Annotated in this window: 25 protein-coding genes; 11 read left to right on the top strand and 14 right to left on the bottom strand. The window is 58.6% G+C overall.

Annotated features, from left to right (window positions below):
- The first annotated feature begins 43 nt into the window (after positions 1-43).
- The 10 genes from WF513_RS08825 (at position 44) to WF513_RS08870 (ending at position 9969) form a co-directional block, all read left to right on the top strand.
- Entirely contained in the window at positions 44-484 is a 441-nt protein-coding gene (locus tag WF513_RS08825; RefSeq protein WP_339083346.1) for an NUDIX hydrolase, read from the top strand.
- Between the two features lie 61 nt (positions 485-545).
- Positions 546-1664, top strand: coding sequence for a tRNA 2-thiouridine(34) synthase MnmA (mnmA, locus tag WF513_RS08830; protein WP_339083348.1), 1119 nt, complete (start codon positions 546-548; stop codon positions 1662-1664).
- Complete coding sequence (hflD, locus tag WF513_RS08835; RefSeq protein WP_339083350.1) at positions 1661-2281, top strand: high frequency lysogenization protein HflD; 621 nt, start codon at positions 1661-1663, stop codon at positions 2279-2281. The genes mnmA and hflD overlap by 4 nt, the downstream gene beginning before the upstream one ends.
- Positions 2282-2289: 8 nt before the next feature.
- Positions 2290-3144 carry a DMT family transporter gene (locus WF513_RS08840; protein WP_339083352.1) on the top strand — a complete coding sequence of 285 codons (855 nt, stop codon included), beginning with the start codon at positions 2290-2292 and terminating at the stop codon, positions 3142-3144.
- Positions 3145-3231: 87 nt separating this feature from the next.
- Positions 3232-4602: an adenylosuccinate lyase gene (gene purB / locus WF513_RS08845; protein WP_339083354.1), complete on the top strand. Its 1371-nt coding sequence runs from the start codon at positions 3232-3234 to the stop codon at positions 4600-4602.
- A gap of 77 nt (positions 4603-4679) precedes the next feature.
- Positions 4680-5846: a cupin domain-containing protein gene (locus WF513_RS08850; RefSeq protein ID WP_339083356.1), complete on the top strand. Its 1167-nt coding sequence runs from the start codon at positions 4680-4682 to the stop codon at positions 5844-5846.
- Positions 5839-6264 (top strand): GNAT family N-acetyltransferase, encoded by a 426-nt coding sequence (locus WF513_RS08855; protein WP_339083358.1) that lies wholly within the window; start codon positions 5839-5841, stop codon positions 6262-6264. Before WF513_RS08850 ends, WF513_RS08855 begins: the two co-directional genes overlap by 8 nt.
- Before the next feature lie 8 nt (positions 6265-6272).
- Positions 6273-6914 (top strand): histone acetyltransferase HPA2, encoded by a 642-nt coding sequence (locus tag WF513_RS08860; protein ID WP_339083360.1) that lies wholly within the window; start codon positions 6273-6275, stop codon positions 6912-6914.
- Complete coding sequence (locus tag WF513_RS08865) at positions 6911-7720, top strand: secretin N-terminal domain-containing protein (protein WP_339083362.1); 810 nt, start codon at positions 6911-6913, stop codon at positions 7718-7720. The genes WF513_RS08860 and WF513_RS08865 overlap by 4 nt, the downstream gene beginning before the upstream one ends.
- A 653-nt stretch (positions 7721-8373) precedes the next feature.
- Positions 8374-9969 (top strand): isocitrate lyase, encoded by a 1596-nt coding sequence (locus WF513_RS08870; protein ID WP_339083364.1) that lies wholly within the window; start codon positions 8374-8376, stop codon positions 9967-9969.
- A 542-nt stretch (positions 9970-10511) separates the two neighbouring features.
- Here WF513_RS08870 and WF513_RS08875 read toward each other — a convergent pair.
- The 8 genes from WF513_RS08875 to WF513_RS08910 all read right to left on the bottom strand — a co-directional run bounded on the left by WF513_RS08875 (position 10512) and on the right by WF513_RS08910 (position 15949).
- Positions 10512-11306 carry a DNA adenine methylase gene (locus WF513_RS08875; RefSeq protein ID WP_339079019.1) on the bottom strand — a complete coding sequence of 265 codons (795 nt, stop codon included), beginning with the start codon at positions 11304-11306 and terminating at the stop codon, positions 10512-10514.
- The gene (locus WF513_RS08880) at positions 11276-11470 is read right to left on the bottom strand and encodes a Com family DNA-binding transcriptional regulator (protein WP_339079020.1); all 195 of its coding nucleotides are present in this window, start codon (positions 11468-11470) and stop codon (positions 11276-11278) included. Before WF513_RS08880 ends, WF513_RS08875 begins: the two co-directional genes overlap by 31 nt.
- Positions 11471-11604: 134 nt before the next feature.
- Positions 11605-12063, bottom strand: a complete 459-nt coding sequence (locus WF513_RS08885) for a YiiX/YebB-like N1pC/P60 family cysteine hydrolase (protein ID WP_339079021.1) — start codon at positions 12061-12063, stop codon at positions 11605-11607.
- A gap of 2 nt (positions 12064-12065) precedes the next feature.
- On the bottom strand, positions 12066-12809 hold the full coding sequence (locus WF513_RS08890; protein ID WP_339079022.1) for a hypothetical protein: 744 nt from the start codon (positions 12807-12809) through the stop codon (positions 12066-12068).
- Between the two features lie 10 nt (positions 12810-12819).
- Positions 12820-13896 (bottom strand): phage tail protein, encoded by a 1077-nt coding sequence (locus WF513_RS08895; protein WP_339079023.1) that lies wholly within the window; start codon positions 13894-13896, stop codon positions 12820-12822.
- Positions 13896-14477, bottom strand: a complete 582-nt coding sequence (locus WF513_RS08900) for a phage tail protein (protein WP_339079024.1) — start codon at positions 14475-14477, stop codon at positions 13896-13898. Before WF513_RS08900 ends, WF513_RS08895 begins: the two co-directional genes overlap by 1 nt.
- Complete coding sequence (locus WF513_RS08905; RefSeq protein WP_339079025.1) at positions 14470-15588, bottom strand: baseplate J/gp47 family protein; 1119 nt, start codon at positions 15586-15588, stop codon at positions 14470-14472. Before WF513_RS08905 ends, WF513_RS08900 begins: the two co-directional genes overlap by 8 nt.
- Positions 15566-15949 carry a GPW/gp25 family protein gene (locus WF513_RS08910; protein WP_339079026.1) on the bottom strand — a complete coding sequence of 128 codons (384 nt, stop codon included), beginning with the start codon at positions 15947-15949 and terminating at the stop codon, positions 15566-15568. The genes WF513_RS08905 and WF513_RS08910 overlap by 23 nt, the downstream gene beginning before the upstream one ends.
- 51 nt (positions 15950-16000) lie before the next feature.
- On the opposite strand from WF513_RS08910, the gene WF513_RS08915 reads away from it, so the two are divergent.
- A complete protein-coding gene (locus tag WF513_RS08915) occupies positions 16001-16654 on the top strand; it encodes a DUF6338 family protein (protein ID WP_339079027.1) in 654 nt (217 codons plus the stop codon).
- A gap of 312 nt (positions 16655-16966) precedes the next feature.
- On the opposite strand, the gene WF513_RS08920 is transcribed toward WF513_RS08915, so the two are convergent.
- Genes WF513_RS08920 through WF513_RS08945 form a run of 6 tightly spaced genes read right to left on the bottom strand, consistent with a single transcriptional unit; the run spans position 16967 to position 22425 of the window.
- Positions 16967-17548 (bottom strand): phage baseplate assembly protein V, encoded by a 582-nt coding sequence (locus WF513_RS08920; protein ID WP_339079028.1) that lies wholly within the window; start codon positions 17546-17548, stop codon positions 16967-16969.
- On the bottom strand, positions 17545-18651 hold the full coding sequence (locus tag WF513_RS08925) for a contractile injection system protein, VgrG/Pvc8 family (protein WP_339079029.1): 1107 nt from the start codon (positions 18649-18651) through the stop codon (positions 17545-17547). Before WF513_RS08925 ends, WF513_RS08920 begins: the two co-directional genes overlap by 4 nt.
- Positions 18639-18854, bottom strand: a complete 216-nt coding sequence (locus WF513_RS08930; protein WP_339079030.1) for a tail protein X — start codon at positions 18852-18854, stop codon at positions 18639-18641. The genes WF513_RS08925 and WF513_RS08930 overlap by 13 nt, the downstream gene beginning before the upstream one ends.
- A 1-nt stretch (position 18855) precedes the next feature.
- Positions 18856-19917, bottom strand: a complete 1062-nt coding sequence (locus WF513_RS08935) for a phage tail protein (protein ID WP_339079031.1) — start codon at positions 19915-19917, stop codon at positions 18856-18858.
- Positions 19917-22307, bottom strand: a complete 2391-nt coding sequence (locus WF513_RS08940; protein ID WP_339079032.1) for a phage tail tape measure protein — start codon at positions 22305-22307, stop codon at positions 19917-19919. Before WF513_RS08940 ends, WF513_RS08935 begins: the two co-directional genes overlap by 1 nt.
- Positions 22294-22425, bottom strand: coding sequence for a hypothetical protein (locus tag WF513_RS08945; protein ID WP_339079033.1), 132 nt, complete (start codon positions 22423-22425; stop codon positions 22294-22296). Before WF513_RS08945 ends, WF513_RS08940 begins: the two co-directional genes overlap by 14 nt.
- Between the last annotated feature and the right edge of the window lie 18 nt (positions 22426-22443).

Below are 22443 nucleotides of genomic sequence, written 5' to 3' on the forward strand. Positions count from 1 at the left end.
TGTTCACGTTATGATCAATTTTTTCTTAACAGGTCAGATTTCAATGGATTGGCAACCCCACATCACCGTCGCCACCGTCATCGAGGACCAAGGTCGCTTCCTCTTAGTCGAGGAAATGGCCGAAGGGCGCGCTGTCTTTAACCAGCCCGCCGGGCATCTGGACCCCAATGAAAGCCTGTCGCAGGCAGCTATTCGTGAAACCCTCGAAGAAACGGGCTGGGATGTCGAACTAACCGGCGTGACCGGCATTTATCTGTACACAGCACCCAGCAACGGCGTGACGTACCAGCGCGTCTGCTTTGCCGCCAAGGCGCTGCGTCATCGCCCCGAGTACGTACTGGATGATGGCATTATTGGCCCACACTGGTTAACCCGCGACGAGCTAGTTGCGCAACCTGAGCGCTGGCGCAGCGAGTTAGTGCTGCGCTGCATTGATGACTACCTCAGTGGGCTGTGTTTTCCATTGTCACTGATCCGCGATTAACGGCCGAGCGCTGCAGCCTGCTAGAATCGCGCTCTTTTTCTCAGCCGTGTCGCGTATTCCCATGCCAGATCCTACTACCCAGCGCGTCATCGTCGGCATGTCCGGCGGCGTCGACTCTTCCGTCTCTGCTCTCCTGCTGCTAGAACAGGGCTATCGGGTCGAAGGCCTGTTTATGAAGAACTGGGACGAGGACGATGGCACTGACTACTGCACGGCCATGGACGATCTGGCCGATGCGCAGGCTGTGTGTGACAAAATTGGTATCAAACTGCACACCGCCAACTTTGCCGCCGAATACTGGGACAACGTATTCGAGCACTTCCTGGCCGAATACAAAGCCGGGCGCACACCCAACCCGGACATCCTGTGTAACCGCGAAATCAAGTTCAAAGCCTTCCTCGACTATGCCCTGATGCTCGGCGCCGACCTCATCGCCACCGGCCATTATGTGCGCCGCCGTGACGTTGATGAGCGCACCGAGCTGCTCAAAGGGCTAGACCCGAACAAAGACCAAAGCTACTTCCTTCATGCAGTGGGCGGCGAACAGATTGCTAAAACCCTGTTCCCAGTCGGTGAGTTAGAAAAGCCTGCGGTGCGCGCTATTGCCGAGAAATACCAACTGGCCACGGCGAAAAAGAAAGACTCCACCGGCATTTGCTTTATTGGTGAGCGGCGCTTCAGTGACTTTCTCAAGCAGTATCTGCCTGCTCAGCCCGGCGCCATCGAAACCACAGACGGTACAGTGATCGGTACTCACCATGGGCTGATGTATCACACCATGGGGCAGCGACAGGGCTTGGGTATTGGCGGCCTCAAAGACGCCGGTGACGAGCCTTGGTACGTCTTGCACAAGGATCTGACACGCAATGTACTGGTGGTTGGCCAAGGCAATGATCATCCATGGCTGTTTAGCCGTGCACTGCGGGTGTCGGATATTTACTGGGTTAACCCGGTTGATCTCAGCGCACCGCGAGTGCTCACGGCCAAAGTACGTTATCGCCAAAGTGATCAGGCCTGCACCTTGGAGCGCACCGCCACCGGCTATTGTGTAACCTTCGCTGAACCGCAACGCGCCGTGACGCCAGGGCAATCCGTGGTCTTTTACGACGGTGAAATCTGCCTAGGCGGCGGTGTAATCGAAACAGCCGAACCCTGGACCCGCCGAGAGCAACGCCCATGAATCCGATACAAGAACAGCTGGTCGCCCTCGGCGCGGTATTTGAATCTGCGGTTCTGGTCGATAAGCTGGCCCGCACCGGCCAAATCGGCGAACCCGCCGTAGCTTGCATGATCAACAGCCTGCTGGTGCGCGACCCAAAGCAGACGCTGGATGTTTATGGCGGTGATGACCTTAATTTGCAAGACGGTTACCGCGCGCTGATCAGCGCCCTTGAACGCGACCCAGCCAGTTTGCAGCGTGATCCACTGCGCTATGCGCTGGCCTTGATCTCACTGGAACGTCAGCTGAATAAGCGCGGTGATATGTTGCAAGTGATGGGCAGCCGTCTCGATCAGGTGCAGCAGCAGGTTGAGCACTTCGGTCCGACCCATGAAAATGTCATCGCCAACTGCGGCAGCCTTTATCAAGACACCATCAGCACTTTTCGCCAGCGTATTCAGGTACAAGGCGACATGCAGCACCTGCAGCAGGCCAACAATGCCGCAAAAATTCGCGCATTGCTCCTCGCCGGTATTCGCTCTGCACGGCTATGGCGGCAATTGGGCGGTCACCGCTGGCAGATGGTGTTTAGCCGCAGCAAATTGCTCAAGGAACTCCACCCGCTGCGGCGAACGTGAGCATGGGTATGCGCGCCGACAAAACGCTGCAGGGCGCCGCACTGCTGACGGTATCTGCCCTGCTGTTTAGCCTGATGGGTGTCGGTATTCGTGAGGTATCTGTCAGCGTCAACAACGAATCGGTGGTGTTTTTTCGCAACCTGGTTGGGGTGCTGTTCTTTCTGCCGTTGATTGTGTTTAAAGGCTTTCGCCCACTCAAAACCACGCGACTTAAATCCCACCTGTGGCGCACCACTTTTGGCCTGGCGGCGATGTATTGTTTTTTCTACGCCATTGCCCAACTGCCCCTGGCTGACGCCATGCTGTTTACCTACTCAGCGCCGCTGTTTACCCCACTGATTGCGTGGTGGTGGCTTAAAGAGCCGTTGACTAAGCGCATGTTGCTGACCACAGGCATTGGCCTGGTTGGAGTGCTTCTGGTGGCCAAGCCATCGGCTGCACTGCTGGACAGTCAAGCCTTGGTTGGTCTGGCTGCCAGCGTTCTTGCGGCGTTTGCGTTTGTCTCCATTCGCGAGATGAGCGACAGCGAACCGGCTTTTCGCATCGTCTTCTACTTCTCCTTGTTCAGTGCTTTGCTCTCGGCAGTTCCCTTGACCTGGGCTTGGCAGCCCATGAACCAACATGAATTGGGCTTGCTGCTGGTGATCGGGCTGCTGGCCACGGCCAGCCAGATCATTATGTCCAAAGCTTACGGCCTGGCATCCCCCGGCCTGATCGGCCCCTTTGCCTACTTGGCTATTGTGTTTGCTGGGCTGATCGCCTGGCTGCGTTGGGGTGAAACACCAGACGCAACCTCGCTGATCGGTGCTGCACTGATTTTCAGCGCCAGCTTGCTGTCGATAGCGCGCAGTGCGCGCCGCTGAACGGCAACAGTCAATCACGGCCAAGCGGCCGATTTCATGTATGATACGCGCCCTTTTCCACGCCCGATTGTCCGAGAACGCCTCCCCATGCAGCTTTCCTCGCTCACCGCGGTTTCCCCCGTTGATGGCCGTTACGCCGGCAAAACCAGCGCTCTGCGCCCGATTTTCAGCGAATACGGTTTGATCCGTTTTCGCGTATTGGTCGAGGTGCGTTGGTTGCAGCGCCTGGCCGGCCACGAAGACATTGCCGAAGTGGCGCCTTTCTCCGCTGAAGCTAACGCCGTGCTCAATGAGCTGGCCGAAAATTTCGCCGTCGAGCATGCCGAACGCGTCAAAGAAATTGAGCGCACTACTAACCACGACGTCAAAGCCGTGGAGTACCTGCTGAAGGAACAAGCAGCCAAGCTGCCTGAGCTGGACAAGGTCAGTGAATTTATCCACTTCGCTTGCACCAGCGAGGACATCAACAACCTGTCCCACGCCCTGATGCTTCGTGCTGGCCGTGATGATGTGCTACTGCCGTTGATGCGCCAAACCGCTGAAGCAATTCGTCAGCTGGCCATCAAGTTTGCCGACGTGCCAATGCTCTCGCGCACCCACGGCCAACCAGCCTCGCCGACCACCCTGGGTAAAGAACTGGCCAACGTGGTTTACCGCCTAGAGCGGCAAATCGCTCAAGTTGCAGCCGTTCCGCTGCTCGGCAAGATCAACGGCGCCGTGGGCAACTACAACGCCCACTTGTCGGCTTATCCGCAGATCGACTGGGAGGCCAACGCGCGCCAGTTTATCGAAGGTGACTTGGGCCTGCAGTTCAACCCCTACACCACGCAGATTGAGCCGCACGACTACATTGCTGAGCTGTTTGATGCTATAGCGCGCTTCAACACCATCCTGATCGACTTTGACCGTGATATCTGGGGCTATATCTCCCTCGGCTATTTCAAGCAGCGCACTATTGCTGGCGAAATCGGTTCTTCGACCATGCCGCACAAGGTCAACCCAATTGACTTCGAGAACTCCGAAGGCAACTTGGGCATCGCCAACGCACTGCTCCAGCATTTGGCCAGCAAATTACCGATTTCGCGCTGGCAGCGTGACCTGACTGACTCCACCGTGCTGCGTAACCTGGGTGTGGGTTTCGCCCACAGTGTAATTGCCTACGAGGCCAGCCTTAAGGGAATCAGCAAGTTGGAGCTTAATGCTCAACGAATTGCTGATGATCTAAATGCTTGCTGGGAAGTGCTCGCCGAGCCCATCCAAACTGTTATGCGTCGCTATGCCATCGAAAACCCCTACGAGAAGCTCAAAGAGCTGACCCGCGGCAAAGGCATCAGCCCTGAAGCGTTGCAAACCTTCATTGACGGCCTGGACATGCCTGCTGAAGCCAAAGCTGAGCTGAAGTTATTGACCCCAGCCAGCTATATCGGCAACGCAGCCGCTCAGGCCAAACGTATTTAAACAACACCTGCACCCAGACGCCCGGCTGCGCCGGGCGTTTTTATTTATGGGTATTCACTTACTTCAAAGGCTTAGCGATGAATGCTGATACTCCGCTACAACTGCTGGGTGGACTGACCGCACGCGAGTTCATGCGTGACTACTGGCAGAAAAAACCCTTGCTGGTGCGCCAAGCCATCCCCGGATTCGAGAGCCCTATTTCGCCAGACGAACTGGCTGGCCTAGCACTGGAAGAAGAAGTCGAATCACGCTTGGTCATCGAACACGGCGAGCGACCGTGGGAGCTGCGTCGCGGCCCCTTCGCTGAAGACGCGTTCGCCGAACTGCCGGAACGCGACTGGACGCTGCTGGTTCAAGCCGTCGATCAATTTGTCCCGGAAGTGGCCGAGTTGCTTGAAGAATTCAAATTTCTGCCCAAGTGGCGCATTGATGATGTGATGGTCAGCTTCGCCGTAGCCGGCGGTGGCGTAGGCCCGCATTTCGATAATTACGATGTGTTCCTGCTGCAGGGCTTAGGTCAGCGCCGCTGGCAAATTGGCCAAGTCTGTAACTCCGACAGCCCGATGCTGCCGCACGCGGATCTGAAGATCCTTGCTCAATTCGCTAAAACTGAAGAATGGGTTCTGGAGCCCGGCGACATGCTCTATCTGCCGCCGCTTCTGGCCCACTGTGGTACCGCTGAGGATGACTGTATGACGTATTCCGTAGGCTTCCGTGCGCCCAGCGCCGCTGAAGTGCTGACCCATTTCACTGATTTTCTCGGCCAGTTTCTGCCTGATGAAGAACGCTACAGCGACGCCGACGCGATGCCTACCAGCGACCCGACGCAGATTCAACGTGACGCCCTAGACCGGCTCAAAGCCCTGCTCACCGAACACATGAGTGATGAGCGCTTGCTGATGACTTGGTTCGGCCAATTTATGACCGAGCCCAAGTATCCGGAGCTGATTACTGGCATCGAGATTGACGAAGACGCCTTCCTGGCAAGCCTCGAAGACGGCGCGGTGATGATCCGCAACCCCAGCGCCCGCATGGCCTGGTCAGAAGTCGGCGACGACTTGGTGCTTTTCGCCAGCGGCAACAGCCGCCTGTTTTCAGCAGGCCTGCGCGAGTTACTGAAATTGGTGTGCGCAGCCGATGCGTTGCACATCGACAACCTCGGGCCGTGGCTCACCCATGACGAAGGGCGTAATCTGCTGGTTGAGTTGGTCAAGCAAGGCAGTTTGGAGTTTGCTGATGAGTGAGATACACGTTCGACTGGCCGACTGGCAGAAGGACAACGCTGATTTGCGGCGCATTCGCGAAACCGTATTTATCGCGGAACAAGCCGTGCCACCAGAGCTCGAATGGGATGCTGAAGATGCCGATGCTGTGCATTTTCTTGCCCTTGAAGGCGAATACCCAATCGGCACCGCACGCTTACTGGCCGACGGCCATATCGGCCGGGTGTCGGTGCTCAAGGACTGGCGCGGCTTGAATGTGGGCGTGGCGCTGATCAACGCGGTGATCGCGGAGGCGGAAAAACGTAACCTGACCGAGCAGATGCTCAGCGCCCAGGTGCAGGCCACCGCCTTCTATGAAAAGCTTGGGTTTGCCATCGTCAGTGGAGAGTATCTGGACGCCGGCATCCCCCATGTGGACATGGTGCGCAGCAGCACCTAGAGGCTGAGATGAACGACGAAAACGCCCCGAGTGAACCAACCGAATGCCGCGAGCCCACAGAGCTTCCTGCCATCGAGTTCCAGTCACCGGGGCGTTTTACTGTGCACAACCCCAGCAGCTCTTGCCCAGACAACCCACGCGCCGAGCCGGCACCTTTCACGCTTGGCGTACACACCACGTTGGAACGCTTCAGCCAGCCCGAACAAGCCCGCGCCCACGCCTTGGCGCTGCTGCAACAGGCGCAGCGTAGTCTGTGTATTTACAGCCACGATCTGGAGCCTTGGCTCTACCACCACAGCAGCGTGCAAGCTGCCTGTAGCCGCTTTCTTCTGGCCAGCCCGCGCAACCAACTGCGTATTCTGCTGCGCGATCCAGGCCGCGCCGTCAAAGAAGGTCACCGCTTGCTAAGCCTTTCGCGTCGGTTGTCGAGCAACCTGCAGATCCGCAAACTACACCCCGATTACCCTAATGAAAGTCTCGCGTTTCTGCTGGCCGATGACCGTGGCTTGCTGTTGTTGCCCGAAGTGGGCCAAGCCAGCGGTTACGCTCTGTACCAAGACCCGGGCCGCAATCGCCAGCGCCGCGCACAGTTTGATCAAGCCTGGGACACCAGCATTACCGACGCTGATTTACGGAGTTTTCTGCTATGAAAGTTCGTGCCTTGCTTATTACCGCCCTGCTCTTTTGTAGTCTGCTTGCTGGCGCCGCTACCGAGGTGATCCCGCTCAATTTCCGCACCGCTGATGAAGTACTCAGCGTGGTGCAATCAGTGCTTGGCCATGAAGGCAAAGTTAACGCCTATGGCAATCAGCTAATCGTCAATGCTGCGCCTGAGAAAATTGCTGAAATACGCACCCTGCTGCTGCAACTTGACACCGAACCCCGTCGTTTACTGATTAGCGTTGACAGCAATGAATCAGGTTTTCAGTCAGACCGTGGTTACCGCGCAGACGGCAGCATCAGTGCGGGTAATGCTGACATTCAAATTGGTCAGGGCGAAATTAATGGCCGCGACCAAGTGCGCATCATTCGCCGCAGCACCGACAGCCGCAGCGGTGGCACTCAGCAAGTCCAAGCGACTGAAGGCTATCCGGCGCTGATTCAAGTCGGTCAGAGCGTGCCGCTGACTACCCGAGGCCGTGATGCGTATGGCCAGCCCTACAGCAACACCCAATATCGCACTTTCACCCGCGGTTTCTACGTGACCGTCAGCCTCAGCGGCGAGCGCGTGCACATCGCTATTAGCAGCAACCGTGATCGCCTTAGCCAGTCGCAACCTGGCGTTATCGATGTGCAAAGCACCGACACGCGAGTGAGTGGGCGGTTGGGCGAATGGATTAGCATTGGCGGCGTCAGCGAGCAACGTCAGGGTGAGAAAAGTGACGTTCTGCAGCAGCGTGCAACCCAAGGCCGTGAAGACATGAGCCTGCGCGTCAAGGTCGACGTAGTGAACTAAACACGTCATACGCAATGTGTTGCAGCACCCAATGCCAGCGCACACGACCGCTCATCACCTCGCCTCACCAGATAAACGTGCAGCCGCTGCAAAGGCTTTCCATCACGGGCAAAACCTCATGCCGCGAACCGCCGTCTAGAGCCACCCCAGCGAATGACGCGTAGGTTTTCAGGGTTATGTAGTAGTCATTCAAAAAGCACTACAAAATAATTGACGAACACTTTGAGCGGAGGCATCATGGCCGCGCTCCCGCTAATCAGAGGTGCTGAAAAGCCCTCCGAATCGCGCTCCAACTTACCGTCAGAGCCGATTTGCGTTGTAAAGCTCACAAGGCCGTTCAATGAGATCGCGACTGGAACGAAGTTGTCCTGAGGGACGGGGAAGCGTTTAGCAACAGCACGTATTACGCACAGCCAGTTGAGTCGTATAACGGCCATCACCCGCCGGAAACGCCAAACGACCTAGTCATTTGCAACAGCTGAAGCAAGCGTTCTGTTAGCACGTCACCCTCCTCCCGGATCAATTCCGTCTCACGTCGATGTCTCGGCGATCTGCAGTTGGCTGCAACAACCTCCAGCAACATTGGTGATCAAACACTGATGCTCAGCGGGGAAGTCGGTGCTTAACCACACACATACTTTGAAGGATTGACCATGTCAGCTTATCAAAACGACATCAAAGCCGTTGCCGCCCTTAAAGCCGCTGCTGGCAGCAGCTGGAGCGCCATTGACCCTGAGTCTGTGGCCCGTATGCGCGCACAGAACCGCTTCAAAACCGGCCTGGAAATCGCTCAGTACACTGCTGACATCATGCGCAAAGACATGGTCGAGTACGACGCTGACTCCTCCGTTTACACGCAGTCGCTGGGTTGCTGGCACGGCTTCATCGGTCAGCAGAAGCTGATTTCGATCAAGAAGCACCTGAAGACCACCAACAAACGCTACCTCTACCTGTCGGGTTGGATGGTTGCTGCTCTGCGTTCGGATTTCGGTCCGCTGCCAGACCAGTCCATGCACGAGAAAACCTCGGTTTCCGGCCTGATCGAAGAGCTGTACACCTTCCTGCGCCAGGCTGATGCCCGCGAACTGGACCTGCTGTTCTCCGCTCTGGATGCTGCCCGCGCTGCTGGCGACAACGCCAAAGCCGCTGACCTGCAGAATCAGATCGACAACTACGAAACCCACGTCGTGCCAATCATCGCCGACATCGACGCTGGTTTCGGTAACCCAGAAGCCACCTATCTGCTGGCCAAGCGCATGATCGAAGCAGGCGCTTGCTGCATCCAGATCGAAAACCAGGTGTCTGACGAGAAGCAGTGCGGTCACCAGGACGGTAAAGTAACTGTTCCTCACGCCGACTTTATCGCCAAGATCAACGCTGTTCGTTACGCGTTCCTCGAGCTGGGCATCGACAACGGCGTGATCGTTGCACGTACCGACTCCCTGGGTGCTGGCCTGACCAAGCAAATCGCCGTGACCAAAGAGCCGGGCGACTTGGGCGACCAGTACAACTCCTTCCTCGATTGCGAAGAAGTCTCTGCTGCTGACATGCAGAACGGCGACGTTGTGATCAACCGTGGCGGTAAGCTGCTGCGTCCTAAGCGTCTGCCTTCCAACCTGTTCCAGTTCCGTGCTGGCACCGGTGAAGCACGCTGCGTACTGGACAGCATCACTTCGCTGCAGAACGGCGCTGATATGCTGTGGATCGAAACCGAGAAGCCACACGTCGGCCAGATCGCAGAAATGGTTAACGAAATCCGTAAAACCATCCCGAACGCCAAGCTGGTTTACAACAACAGCCCATCGTTCAACTGGACCCTGAACTTCCGTCAGCAGGCTTACGACAACCTCGTTGCCGCCGGTAAAGACGTTTCCGCCTACGACCGTGCCAAGCTGATGAGCGTTGATTACGACGCCACTGAACTGGCTCAGACCGCAGACGAAAGCATCCGCACATTCCAGCGCGACGCTTCTGCTCAGGCTGGTATCTTCCACCACCTGATCACCCTGCCGACTTACCACACCGCCGCGCTGTCCACCGACAACCTGGCCAAAGGGTACTTCGCAGACCAAGGCATGCTGGCCTACGTGAAAGGCGTTCAGCGCGAGGAGATCCGTCAAGGTATCGCCTGCGTTAAGCACCAGAACATGTCCGGTTCCGACCTGGGCGATGCGCACAAAGAGTACTTCGCTGGCGAAGCCGCTCTGAAGGCCGGCGGCAAAGACAACACCATGAACCAGTTCAGCTAAGAATCGGTTTACTCAACCCCGATTACGATCGAGGTTGATGTGTTGATAAAAACCTCAGCAGAAATGCTGGGGTTTTTTTCTGCGCGGTCAAAGACGGCGGCGTAAGAGTTGCCCGTATCAATTAGGCACCTGAGTTCACCTGCGCAGTGCGGAGTGTTGAGTTATCAAAGTGACGCCGCGCGCGAAAAACTCGGGGCTTGAGTTGAGATAATCACCTTTTACTCAAATTGCGAGTGTGGCAAAAGAATTGTACCCGGTGAGCCTTGCGCCCAGTCAGCATTAAAGAACAAAGCCGCCCTGAGGCGGCTTTGTTCTTTCTACCTTTCGGGATTATCCAGATCCCTATGTATCTTCTTGAGTTCAGCTTCAAACCACTGCGCGGTCTGCACCGCTTCTTTGGCCTTACGCTGCTTCTGCGGTAAAGCACATAGCTGCTTCAACTTATTTATCAGGTTCATCATGTTAGTTCTCTAACTGACCGGAGTTGGCCAACACCAGTCTATGAGTCGCTTCCGTAGTCAATTGGCTGCGGTTTCCGATATTCAGAACAAACCAGCAGGCTCAGCTTGAACGTCCCAGCTGAAGATCAGCACCTCCTTCGCATCACTCCCCTTACCACCGCCCACCGTGTACTTAATGTCAGTCGTCTCCATGTGGAAGTCGGCGAAGCATTCGCGGATGGCTGGGTGGTCGTTGAGGCTAATGATCGCCTTACCCTTGATCTCCTTCAGCAACCTGGCCATCTCCAGGTACTGCTCGAACCCGAAGGGCACGCCATAACCCTCGGTCTCCCAGTACGGTGGGTCGCAATAGAACAGCGTGTGCTCGCGGTCGTACTTCTTCATGACCTCCTGCCAGCTCAGGTGCTCGATGTAGGTGTTGCTGAGCCGCAGGTGAGCTGCTGAAAGCGCCTCCTCGATCCGCAGTAGGTTGAGCCCAGGTGGCTGTGTGGTGGCTGTGCCGTAGCTCTGGCCATCCACGCGGCCACCGAAGGCGGACTGCTGCAGGTAATAGAAGCGGGCTGCGCGCTGGATGTCGGTAAGGGTTTCAACTCGGGTCATCTGCAGCCACTTGAACACCTGGCGGCTACTGAGCGCCCACTTGAACTGCCTGACGAACTCTTCCAGGTGGTTCTGCACCACCCGATAGAGGTTGATCAGGTCGCCATTAACATCATTGAGCACTTCGACTTCGGCCGGTACCGGCCGGAGGAAGAACAGCGCTGCGCCGCCCGCGAACGGTTCGACGTAGCAACTGTGCTGAGGGAACAAGGGGAAGATCCGGTCTGCAAGGCGGCGCTTGCCACCTATCCAGGGGATGATCGGTTGTGCGTGCATGGTGCCTCCTGATGGCTGGTTGCGCTCGATGGCGTTAGCAGGAGGCTCTCGGCCTTCAGGTGATTAAGCGTCCGACAACGTGGACACTTGATCTGTAGTTCGGTAAAACCACTGGCGCTGGCCAGCTTTCGGCCACACTGGCCACAACGAATGTCTTTCATCATCTGCAAACCTTTTGCACTTCTGGTAGGCTCCCCGCCGCTCACGCGTGAGCAGGGGGCCTTGGCTGGCTTGCAGGCCTGATCTGCAGGTTGGCGGTCAGCTTGGGTGTTAGCGCACCCAGGCTGGCAGCCCTCTCTTATCCTTCTATTGCGCAAAGCCCTCGCTCAGGCGACAGCATCCACAGGTGCTGAGGCGTTATCCGACGCAGCGCCTCGAGCCGGAACCATGGCTCTCCCGCCTGATCAGCCGCCCAGGCCACCAACTCTGAGCAAAACCACGAATCATCTTCCTGCCATTCACGGTGTAAGCCGAGACCGGCAACGGCCGTCCAGTCGTAAGGCTTGCCGAGCTGGCTACGCGCTGCGTCGATGATTGCCTGCGGATTACGGGCTGGCAGATCGACCAGGCTAAAAGCCGAGGCGCGCTGGATGGCGTAGTCCTTGGAAACTTGACGCACACCCTCTAGGGCAACGGCTTCAATTACATGCCCCCCAGCAACCAGAGAAACGTGGCTCCAGCGTGACCAGGTTGCTGCGCGGATTAGCCCGCTGAATGGGTGATGTGTTGTGCTGAACAACAGCTGAATGCTACCCATGCCTACACCCCTGCGTTGTTGCCGATGCCAGCCACTGCGGCCTCGATGCTGGCGATGGTTTCAGCTGCAATGTCTTCGGCTTGCTCGGTGTTGCCGGCGGCCATGGCGTTGCGAATCAGTTCTTTGGCATTCAGGCGCACGGTGCGTAGGTACACCAGAGCGGTGTTGTACTGCGCGGCTTCTTCCAAGATGTTCTCTGCAGCCTGCTGCGCGGTGCGCCCGCCAATGGCCCAGGCGGCGACCATGGGCGGTACTTCACCCAGGTAGTCGGCAGCGGCAAAGGCCTGGGCCTGCTCAGCGGCCTTGTCATATTCCACTGCGCGCAATGGGTCACCGGCAACGGCACGGCGGGCGGCGTCAGCGGCAGTGTCCACGGCTGCACAGAGGCTTACCGATAACGCCAGCCGGTTGGCTGCCTGTTTGGCTGCGTCGAAGGCCCACGCACCGCGTGACCAGAGGTGATCCGCAGACGGGCGTGGTGTTGAAGTGAGGCCTTCGGGCAGCTCGCCCAGTTCGGCGTGGTGTTCGGCGGCACCTGTAGCGGTGCTGTAAACCGCGCCGCGATGGTCAGCCAGCTGCTGCGGCTGGCCATTGACCAGCGCCCAAACGCGGCCCGCTGGTGGCTCATCAAGTAGCGCTTCAACTTGAATAGCGTTGCTCGGAATCTGGATGCCGACGCCCGGAGTAACTGGCAGCTCGACCGGGCCGGTGAGGACGCGCGCGCTGTCTTCGATGTATGTGTGCATATTGGGCTCCTCAGATTAGTTTGATGCGACCGGGGGGCGCGAGGTTGCGGGAGCGTGATACGCCCGAAACGGCCTCGGCACCGCCAGATAGTGGGTAGATAACGTCAGGGTTTGAACCTGATATGGAAGCGCCTGTGTAATCAGATAAAGTGGCGGCATCGACGCCAAGCCGCATCCTTGATGCGGCAGCATCCGCAATGTTGGAACCAGGCGAGAAAGGGGCAGGAGCGTTTACATCTACAGCGACAAGCGACCCCTTCTGATAGCTGCCCGCAATGCGAGACGCGTCAATCCCTCGACCCTCGTCTAATGCACGCAAGAACTCAGCGCGCACATCTGGCGACCGCACAGTCGTAGCACCATCCCCGCGCGTCCAGCAGCCCTCAAAACCTGCGCGCCCAGCATCATCAACAAGCATGCCGCTGGCCTGGGCGTGGTCCCACACCCAGGGCCATTCCGCGCGAACAAGAAGCACGCCGTGCGGCAACGCATAGCCGCCCGGCTGGATTGCGGTTGATGTTTCAAAGCTCAGGCGTCCAAGTGGCGTGCTGTCATGCCGGCCAATTAGCCACCAGCCACCAGCTCCGTCGCTACGCAGGTGCCACCAGTCGCCCGCACCCATCAGGTACAAAAAGCTGTACCCGGCTGCATTAAGGTGGGTGTGAAACTTGATTTTGTCCGCACCACTGGCCTGCACCTTGGCCCGGTTGCCGCTGTTGTCCGTTCGGCGGATGAGCAGGTCACGCACGCCAAACGCGGCATCGTTGACCGGCAGCGTTAGCGTGCGATCGCCTGCCGTTGCATCCAGCACGATCACGCCTTCATGGGCGGCGGTAAGCGTGGTGTTGGAACTGAGGCTGGTGAATACCCCACGCAAGCGGTACTGCTTGTGTGGATCGGGGGCTGACGCATGAACGATCATCCCTGCTTGCGCGGACTCCACCTGCTGTTTTAGCCAGGCCGTGCGATTGGCCAGCTGTTTAGCCTGTAAATTGTCGATCCCTTCCGGGCCAGCGAGCACAGGGTCGCTGGTTTCAAGCTGATAGATGCCCGGTGCCCACTGTGTCGTTTCGGTGAGGTCTGTCATTAGCTGCTCCCGTAGTTGTATTGGCCGTCCCGGCTTGCCACGCTGTTATGGCGGATCGCGACGGCCTGATAGTCGAGCGATGCCAGGCGGCAACGCGCTGGCGCGATAGTGAGTAACAGGCTACGCAGCAGCACGGCCTGGTCGTTGGTGATGGCACGCTGAAGGAACACTCGGTAAATGGGCCAGGAGCCTGGGTCACCGTGCACTTGGTTGCCGTCGTGGCTGATGGAGCCGTTGCGGGTGTGGCCGGCTAGGCCCTCTTGCAGGGTTACTTCACCGAAGCCCAAAAGCCGAATCACCTCACGAATCGCCCAGGGCGTGCCCTTATAGCGGTGCAAGGTGACGGCGTTTTTGATCAAGTTGCGGCTGGTATATTCGGACTCGGCAAGCAGCCAGGCCGCTTCATCGAGCAAGGAGAACTGCTCTGCCAAAGTCGGCAGCAGTGATGCCTTTACGTGGTCGACCAGGTAAACCGCTATCGCCCCGATATCGAGGTCGGCGTAAGTCTCTGCGAGTAGCTCGCACAGCTGAGCGAAGCGCTCATCACCAGCCAGCGCCGGTGGCAGTTGCTGCTCAGCCATCGACCACCCCGGCGTCCGTCAGCACGATGCCAGTACAGTTGGCCCACTGGTGCGACTGCACGTCAGTCAGCACCGGCAGGGCCACAGCGGCGCGGTACACCCCGGCCACCTGCAGCACGGCCGTTAGCTGCTCGGGAACAATGTCTCGGCCCAGGCCAGCACGTCGATCAGCAGCCCAAGCATCGGCGGCTATTTGAGCCTGCTTCATAGCTCCTGCTCGGTCTGCAGTTGCATAAAAAGTCAGGCTGGCCTGAATGACGAACGCAACCTCGGGAGGTGCCAAGGCATGCACGGTGTCGCACAACGGTCGGCGCTTCTCGCCGCTCAGGTCGTTTAGCACAAGGGCGAGCATCTCTGCAGACGGCAAGCCACTAGCGGTCAGCGGGTAGACGGCGACATGGCCATCCAGTTGACCATCGTCCGGGCCATGCACGGCCACGTCGATGATCGACTGGTGAACCGACAGCGCGTGGTAACGGTAGGAGCCCCGACTGCCGGCGTTGGTGTAAGCCTCAGGGGCCAGGATGATGCGCTCACGGTAGCGGTCATCCTGCTCTTTGTCGGCACCATCGACCGGCACGGTCACATTGCTGGCCACCAGTCCGTCGAAGGGAGAGTTTGGTAATACACTGATCTGCCCCGCAGCCCAGCCGTTTCCTTCGAAGCCTGCCGTCTCGCAAGATGCCGAGACATGCACTTGGATCTGCCCAGCTTGGATGGTGGCATCCGCGTCGGTAGTGAAAACCAGACGACCATCCTGGTTGGTCACCTGGGTGCCGGCAGGGATGAGCAGCGGCAGTGTCGCGACCTCGCTGACGCTGAACTGCAGAGTGCAGCGTGCAGATTTCGCGAGCAAACGCGGCGTTCCAACCAGCTCGCCCAGGTAATCGAGGATCGGGGCTGAGCTGAAACGTACCAGGAGCTGCTCGCCGGCATGCTGGATAGCCATCAGCGCCAGGGACTGCGAGTAGGCCACCTGATCGATAAACAGACGCTCTATCTGTGCCGGATACAAGGTCTTACCGGACTTAGCTTCGTACCGAGAGATCAGAGAAGCCTCAATGGCGGCAGGGTCGATCTTGACGAATTCAGGCGGCGGCAGAGCGCGCATAGGGCACCTCGGTTTGCTGGATAACCCCATCAGCCAACTTCCACTGCACGCGCAGAGTGATGCGCTCCTCCACGATCTCGACCAGTACCGTCACCACCGTGACGCGGGGTTCCCAACGGCGAATGGCTTCCACAGCCTCGCGGACCAGGTGCGGCACTACGCGGTTGGTGGGCCAGTCGATATAGAGGTGGATGTCGCTGCCGAACTCAGGACGGTGGGGGTCGCTGCCACGCGGCGTGATCAGGATGATGCGAATGGCCTGGTCGATATCACGCAGGCCCTCGACCACTTCACCGGGCGTACCGAGAGCCGGCTGCCAGTGGGCGGAGGTAATGCTGGTATAGGGGGTGGGCGTGGTCATGTGCCCATGGTGATGAAACTAACCCGCTCGGCCTTTTAATCAGGTTTAAAGATGGGCAAGATCACTCCAGTAAACAAACAAGGAATCATCATGGACATCTGGGAAGTCGACAAACTGGTGATTTTTATAGCCTTCGTGGTGCCGGGCTTTATCAGTCTGAAAACCTATTCGCTGTTACAACCAGCCGACAATAAAGACACATCGCAGCAGTTGGTCGATGCCGTCGCATATAGCTCTGTTAACTACGCGCTGCTGCTAGGTCCCATTTACGCTGTCGAGTACAGCGGCCTTCAAACCATCAGCCCAACACTTTACGTACTGTTCTATGTGATGGTGCTGCTGGTCGCTCCTGTCCTTTGGGCTTGGGCCTTTCTGCGACTGCGCAAAACCCAGCTTCTTCAACGATCAGTAGCCCATCCGACAGGTAGGCCATGGGACTTTGTTTTCAGTCAGCGTATGCACTACTGGGTGATTGCTACGCTGATTGACGGACGTCAGATTTCAGGAAGGTTTGGGGGGAAATCGTTTGCCTCAAGCAGCCCATCGCCGGAGCAAATATATCTAGAAGAAGCATGGATCATGAGTGAAGGCGGAGGGTTTGAGCGCGCCCGAACTGATTCAGCAGGGATCATTATTCTCGCCAAAGAAATAGCAACCCTTGAGCTGTTCCACGTCAGAGATGCACAACAAGGAGAGGAAGCATGAGCGATAAACGTCAAGGCAACCGTACTGAAGAGCGTGGTTACCAGCCATCCCGGAATGATCGAAGCCCCGCGCAAGGCGGATACACCCCACCGGCGAGCGAAAGAGCACCCGCACCGCCACCCAAAAATCCATGACCCTAGATTTAGTAGAGACTCTCTAATGGCAGACGATCCCAAAAAAGGCTCAACCCGAGTGGTCTTTAAGGATGGGTGGCAACCAACACTGCAGCAAAAGCCTCAACCTGTTAGTGCAAGTAAACCTGTCGCACCACCGCCGAAAAAGCCTTAAAGAAAGCCCCGCATGCGGGGCTTTTTAATGGCTGTGATGGTTCGAATTTCCGCCCTGATCCAGCACCTTGCCCTGAGTCTGGATATCCCCAACAGCCTGCAGGCCTGCGGCCAGAGTGACCGCCCCAGCAACCTGCAGGCTACCGGTCAAGATTGTTTCAGGCGTATCCAAGGTAACCCTGGGCGCTACTACCAGCACTGGCTGACCGGCCTCAACAGTAACCGTGGTGGCGGTCTTGATCAGTGCGCTCCCTGCGCAGTCAGCTACCAGCGCATGGCTGGCTCGGTCATAGGTTAGGGTCGTACCGTCGTTGAAGCGCAGGTAGTGGGTGTTCTCGTCCGTTACGGGTGGCGGTTCGGCGGTCGAATAGATCCCGCCCAGCACCACCCCGTTGACGCCGTCGCGCTGAAGCAGCACAGCCACCTGCTCGCCGATCTCCGGCATCAGTGGGCGGCTCTTGGTGGCCTTGGTGTGCCGTTGTGGCACCTTTAGCCACCAGCTCTCTAAGCCCTCGAACTCCTCCAGCCGCACCTTCACCCTGCAGCTGATGTAGTCCACCGAGCTGACCAATCCGAACTGCAGGCCGTCCAGCGTTTCACTGCTCATGCGGTTGCCTCGGCGTTGGTCTGGCTGGATTCACCGGTCAGATATGGCATCGCCGGTACCGGCGCGGCCGTGACTCGGCGGATCTCGATATCGGCCGTGGTGCCGCTGCTGCGGCGTTTGTTGTGGCGCGCTTGGTTGATCAGATAGTCACCGGCCATACGCCCCCAAGTGGCATCCAGTGTCACCACTGCGCCAGCCACCAGGCGACGGTCTGCAGGCAGGGTCAGGCTGCCACCGGCACGCTCGTCATTGGCCTCACCGAGGGCCGCATCAGCCTGGGCTTGGGCGCTGGCGGCGTCCGGGGCGCGCTGGTTAATGCGCAGTTCGTCGGCGCTGGTCTCCATGCCCACCTGGCTATCCGGGGCGCGGGTGTCCTGCGCCTGGCTGCTGATAGTTTTCTGGGTGTCCGGGTCGTGGTGGGTGTTCTTGGCTGTGCGGAACACATCCTTGATCTTGTCTTTAATGTCGTAACGGCTGCACTCCTTGCGGCTGATGGTGCGTACCGGTGCCCCATCGCGTAGGCCAGCCATGGCCGTGAAGATCAGCTTGTTCTCACGCAGTTTGACGGCATAGCCATACTGCCGGCCCACGCGGGTGATAAAAGCCAAGTCACGCTCCTGGAACTGGGTGATGCGGTCGATCCGCAGAGGCTTGATCTCGCCAACCAGCTCGAATTTATTGCGCTTGGCCAACTGTGCAGCGATCTCGGCAAGCGTGGTGCTCTCATAGGCATAGCCCTTGCGGGTGCGCACGCCCTTGCTGATACCCGCCGCCAAACCGCGCATGACCACCGTCGAGGGCGGCCCACTGACGTTGATCTCATCCACCTCAAAGCTGCCGCAGTTCAATGGGGCCTGCCCTGGATAGGTCATGCTCAAGGTCAGCGCGTCACCCTTGATTGGGTACCAACTGGTGAGCCACTTGTCGTCGGTGTCTTCCAGCTCGATGCTGATCTCGTCAGACTGGCCGCTGAGGTAATCCGTCCAAGTCACGCCCAGCACGTAGGGGGCCAGATCGGCTGTCAGGTCGCGGCCCTGATAGCCAATACGCCACACGGTAGGCTCGGCCGTGTCACGACCAGGGATATCGATCACTTGAACCACGGCGGCAGATCCTCGCTGCTGGTAACGACATCGAGCACGGGAATGCGCAAGGTCAGCCCAGAGGTAAGTGAGCGGGTTATTGGCACCTGCGGGTTGGCACGGACAATCGGCTCATAGCGCATGGCATCGCCGTAATAGATGAAGGCCAGCTGATCCCAACGCTCCCCCTCAACGGTGGTGTGGGTTAGATATTCGGCAGGCACGTCAGGCTCTCCTGGTAATCACATTGACGGCCAGACTGGCCAAGCGAGTAGAGCTGGCATCCAAACGGCTCACGGCTAACTGCATTTGACTGGACGCGTAGTCAACTTTGCCCACCACGCTCTCAACGGACACAGGACTAAAGGCAGCGACCGCGCGCTGCACGTCACCAGCTGCATCAACGCCCAGCTTCAACAAGTCGCTACCACCCGCCAGCAAACTGACCGCTGAGCTTTGCAGGCCATCCAAGGGCATCCCCTGGCTGATCCGACCGAGTAGCTGCGGAGCCTGATCGAGCAGCGCCAGTGGGTTATTGCGAAGGCTCTGAACCACTTCCACCGCCTGGCGCACATCACTGGCCACATTGTTGCCCATGGTCACAAGGTCAGCGCCACTGGCTAGCATCTCGGCTGCCGCACTCTGCAACCCCTGGAATGGAGCCAACGCTTGCCCAGCCAGCCCAAGCAAACGCGGAGCCTGGCTCAGCATGGCAAGTGGGTTATCACGAAGGTTTTTTACAAAACTCAAGGCCTCCACCCCGGCCTGCAGGTAGTTGGCAGCGGTTTTAGCAAGGCCCAACACTTTTTGCGTGGGTGTAACCAGCGCAGGCGTTGCCCCGTCAATGCGGGCCAGCGGGTTGGCGGCTAGGTTGGACACCAGCGCCCGAGGCTTGGGCAACGGCTTGGTGTATTTACCGGAGTACTCCAGCAGGTTGATGCTCACCGTTGCGGAAACCAGCCGCCCTTCGGCATCGGTCTTGCGGGTGGTCACCGACACCTCAGTCAGCAGGTAGATCCCGCGATAGTCACCCGAGCCCAGCACATACGGCAGCGGCTCATGGGCACTCTTCGCCGCCTTGAGGCGACGGATCTGCAGCTCGGGGTCGACCAGCATCGAGTGCAGGGTCAGCTCCAGCGTCAGTTCGTCCAGGCTGTCGCCCACCCATTCCGCACGTGGCTTGCCCTGAATCAGCGCATGCTGGGCATAGTCCGCGGCTGAACGCTCATCTTGCCGGCCAGGGTGATACTTCACTTCAAATTCGATATCGCCGAGTACTGCCCACATCAGAAGGCCCTCCGCTGTTGATCCGCCAAGACTTCACGCATCAATTTCTCCAGGTCATTACGCGAAAGCTGCAGGGCTTGCTGCACTGCCTCCTGGGTACCAGGGCCACCGCCCTGGACGGTGATTTGTGGGGAGTAGTGGATGGTGACGCCACCACCGGATTGACCTGCCAATGCGGCCGAGCCTGCACTGCGCGCCAAGTTCGCCACGCGGCTTGCCGTTGCTGCTGGCCCATCAGCTGCAGCAAGTTGCGGGGTGGCAAAGGTGATGGCCGTCGCTGCAGCCATGCCCAAGGCGGCACGCTTGACCAGACCCTGCTTGGCAGTGATGCCAATCGCTGCGCCTTCCGAGACGTTGGCCCCAGCTGCCATGAAGACGCGGCTTGGACTTTTGATCCCCAACTTGTCTTTGAACCACCCGGTAACATCATCACCTAGGCCAACAACGGCATCCTTGGCGGCCCCGGCCATGCTCTTGATACCGTTGACCAAACCAGTAACCAGCATGCTGCCAAAGTCGGTGAACTTGCCCGGTAGCTCGATCCCGAAGTAGTTCATCACGCCGCTGAATGCCCGGTAGAACATGCCCAGCGGACTGAAGTTAACCAGCAGCCCGAGAATGCCCGTAAGACCACCGCTGAAACCGGCTTTTATCTCCGTCCACAACCCACCGAAGAAGCTCTTGATCGGCTCCCAGTAGCGGTAAATCAGGTAAGCACCGAGCGCGATACCAGTGATCATCAGGCCGATGGGGTTCATCAAAAGTGCGCGGCCCAGCCAGAGTACCGCCGTGCGTGCCATGCCAAGGGCAGGCGCAAGCCGCATCGCCCCACCACGCAACAGACTAAGCCCGGTGATGAACGGCCCCAGCCGGCCACCCAGCAATAGCATCGCGCGCATCATGGTGAACTTGCCGGATAGCAGCGAGATCGCGATGCCCACGCCGTTCAGGCCAGAAGCCCCGAGACTCAGCCCATACGACAGGCCGACGACGCCCAGCTTCAGCGCAACGGCTCCGGCCACCAGCTTGATCACGCCGCTGACCAGTTCCGGGTTCTCTTTGGCCCAAGTGGCAAAGCCAGACACTACCGGACGTAGTGAACTGACTAGATCATTCAATCCCGGCAGCACAGCGGAGCCGAGATTGATCCCCAGCTCAGTCATGCCGTTTTTCAGCAGCTGCAAGTTGTTTGCAGTGGTAGATGCTCGCGCCTGGAATTCCTTCTCCATCGAGCCATCGTAGTCCGAGGCCTTGTTTACCAAGGCCAGGGACTTGGCATAGGTCTCCATCGAACCCGCCAGTACCGCTACATCATCGGCGTACTCCAAGCCAAACAGGTCGACCAGAACGCCCATTTGATCGGCTTTCGGGACTTTGCTGATGGTGTTGAGGAAGCTGGTCAGTGTCCCCTGAGCGTCTTTGCCGATAGAGGCTTTCAAGCCTTCAGCCGTCATGCCCATTTCCTGCAGGGCACGCTGGAATTTCTTCGGTTGCTTGTCGGCGGTGGCCAGCTTCGCCAGCATGCCGTTGATGGCGGTGCCGGCTACTTCTGGCGGCTTGCCAAGGCTGACAAAAGCGGTGACCAGAGCTGCTGCCTGGGTCTCGACCAGACCAAACTGCTTGGCCACACCACCCACCCGGTTCAAGCCTTGAACGATGTCGCGCGCCTTGGCCGGTGAGGAGTTGGACAGGTGGTTGATCGCATCGCCGATACGGCCGATCTGCGCGATAGGGATCTTGTACACGTTGGCCAGCTTGGCCATCGAGTCACCGGCTTCCTCGGCCGACATGTCGAAGGCCGTGGACATCTTCGCCACAGTCTCGGTGAACTTGGGAATATCAGCTGCAGCCACACCCAGTTGGCCACCACTGGCGGCAATGGCAGCCAGATCCGAAGCGGCCAAAGGCAGTGTTCGGGTCATGCGCAGCAACTCGTCACCGAGCTTGACGATGCCATCCGGCGTATCGAAGTCGACCACCTTCTTCACATCGGCCATGGCCGACTCATAGTCGATGGCCAGCTTCACTGGCAGCGCCGCACTGGCACCGATTGCCACGGTTTCTAACAAGCCAGAGCGCAGCTCGGCGCGCTGACTGCGCAACTGGTCGCGGCGCGCCAGGCGAGCGGTCAGTTGTTCCTGCTTGCGCCGCACCGTGTCGAGGGTCTGCCCAAGGCGCACGTAGTCTCGGTTGAGCGCGGCGACGGTACTGGGTGCCAACGTGCCAAGGTTGCGCTTGATGGAAGCGCCCAGCTCGGCATGCTGCCGGGTCAGCTTGCCGGCCGTATCACCCAGGCCCATCAGGGTACGGCGCACACCACCCAACAGGGGCATAACCCCACGGGCGGATGCGCCGATCTCAAGACCTACTCTAAGGCTACGGTTGCTCACGGCTGACTTCGCTTTGCTGGCGGATTTGTTGCTCGGCCTGTTCGCACCAGGTCAGGAAGCGTTCTACTGTCAGCGCCTCGATCTCCGAGGGCTGAAAGCGGAACCACCTGGCGAGCAAGGCTTCGCATTCGTCGAG

This window comes from Pseudomonas sp. TMP9, from assembly GCF_037943105.1.
GTDB lineage: Bacteria > Pseudomonadota > Gammaproteobacteria > Pseudomonadales > Pseudomonadaceae > Aquipseudomonas.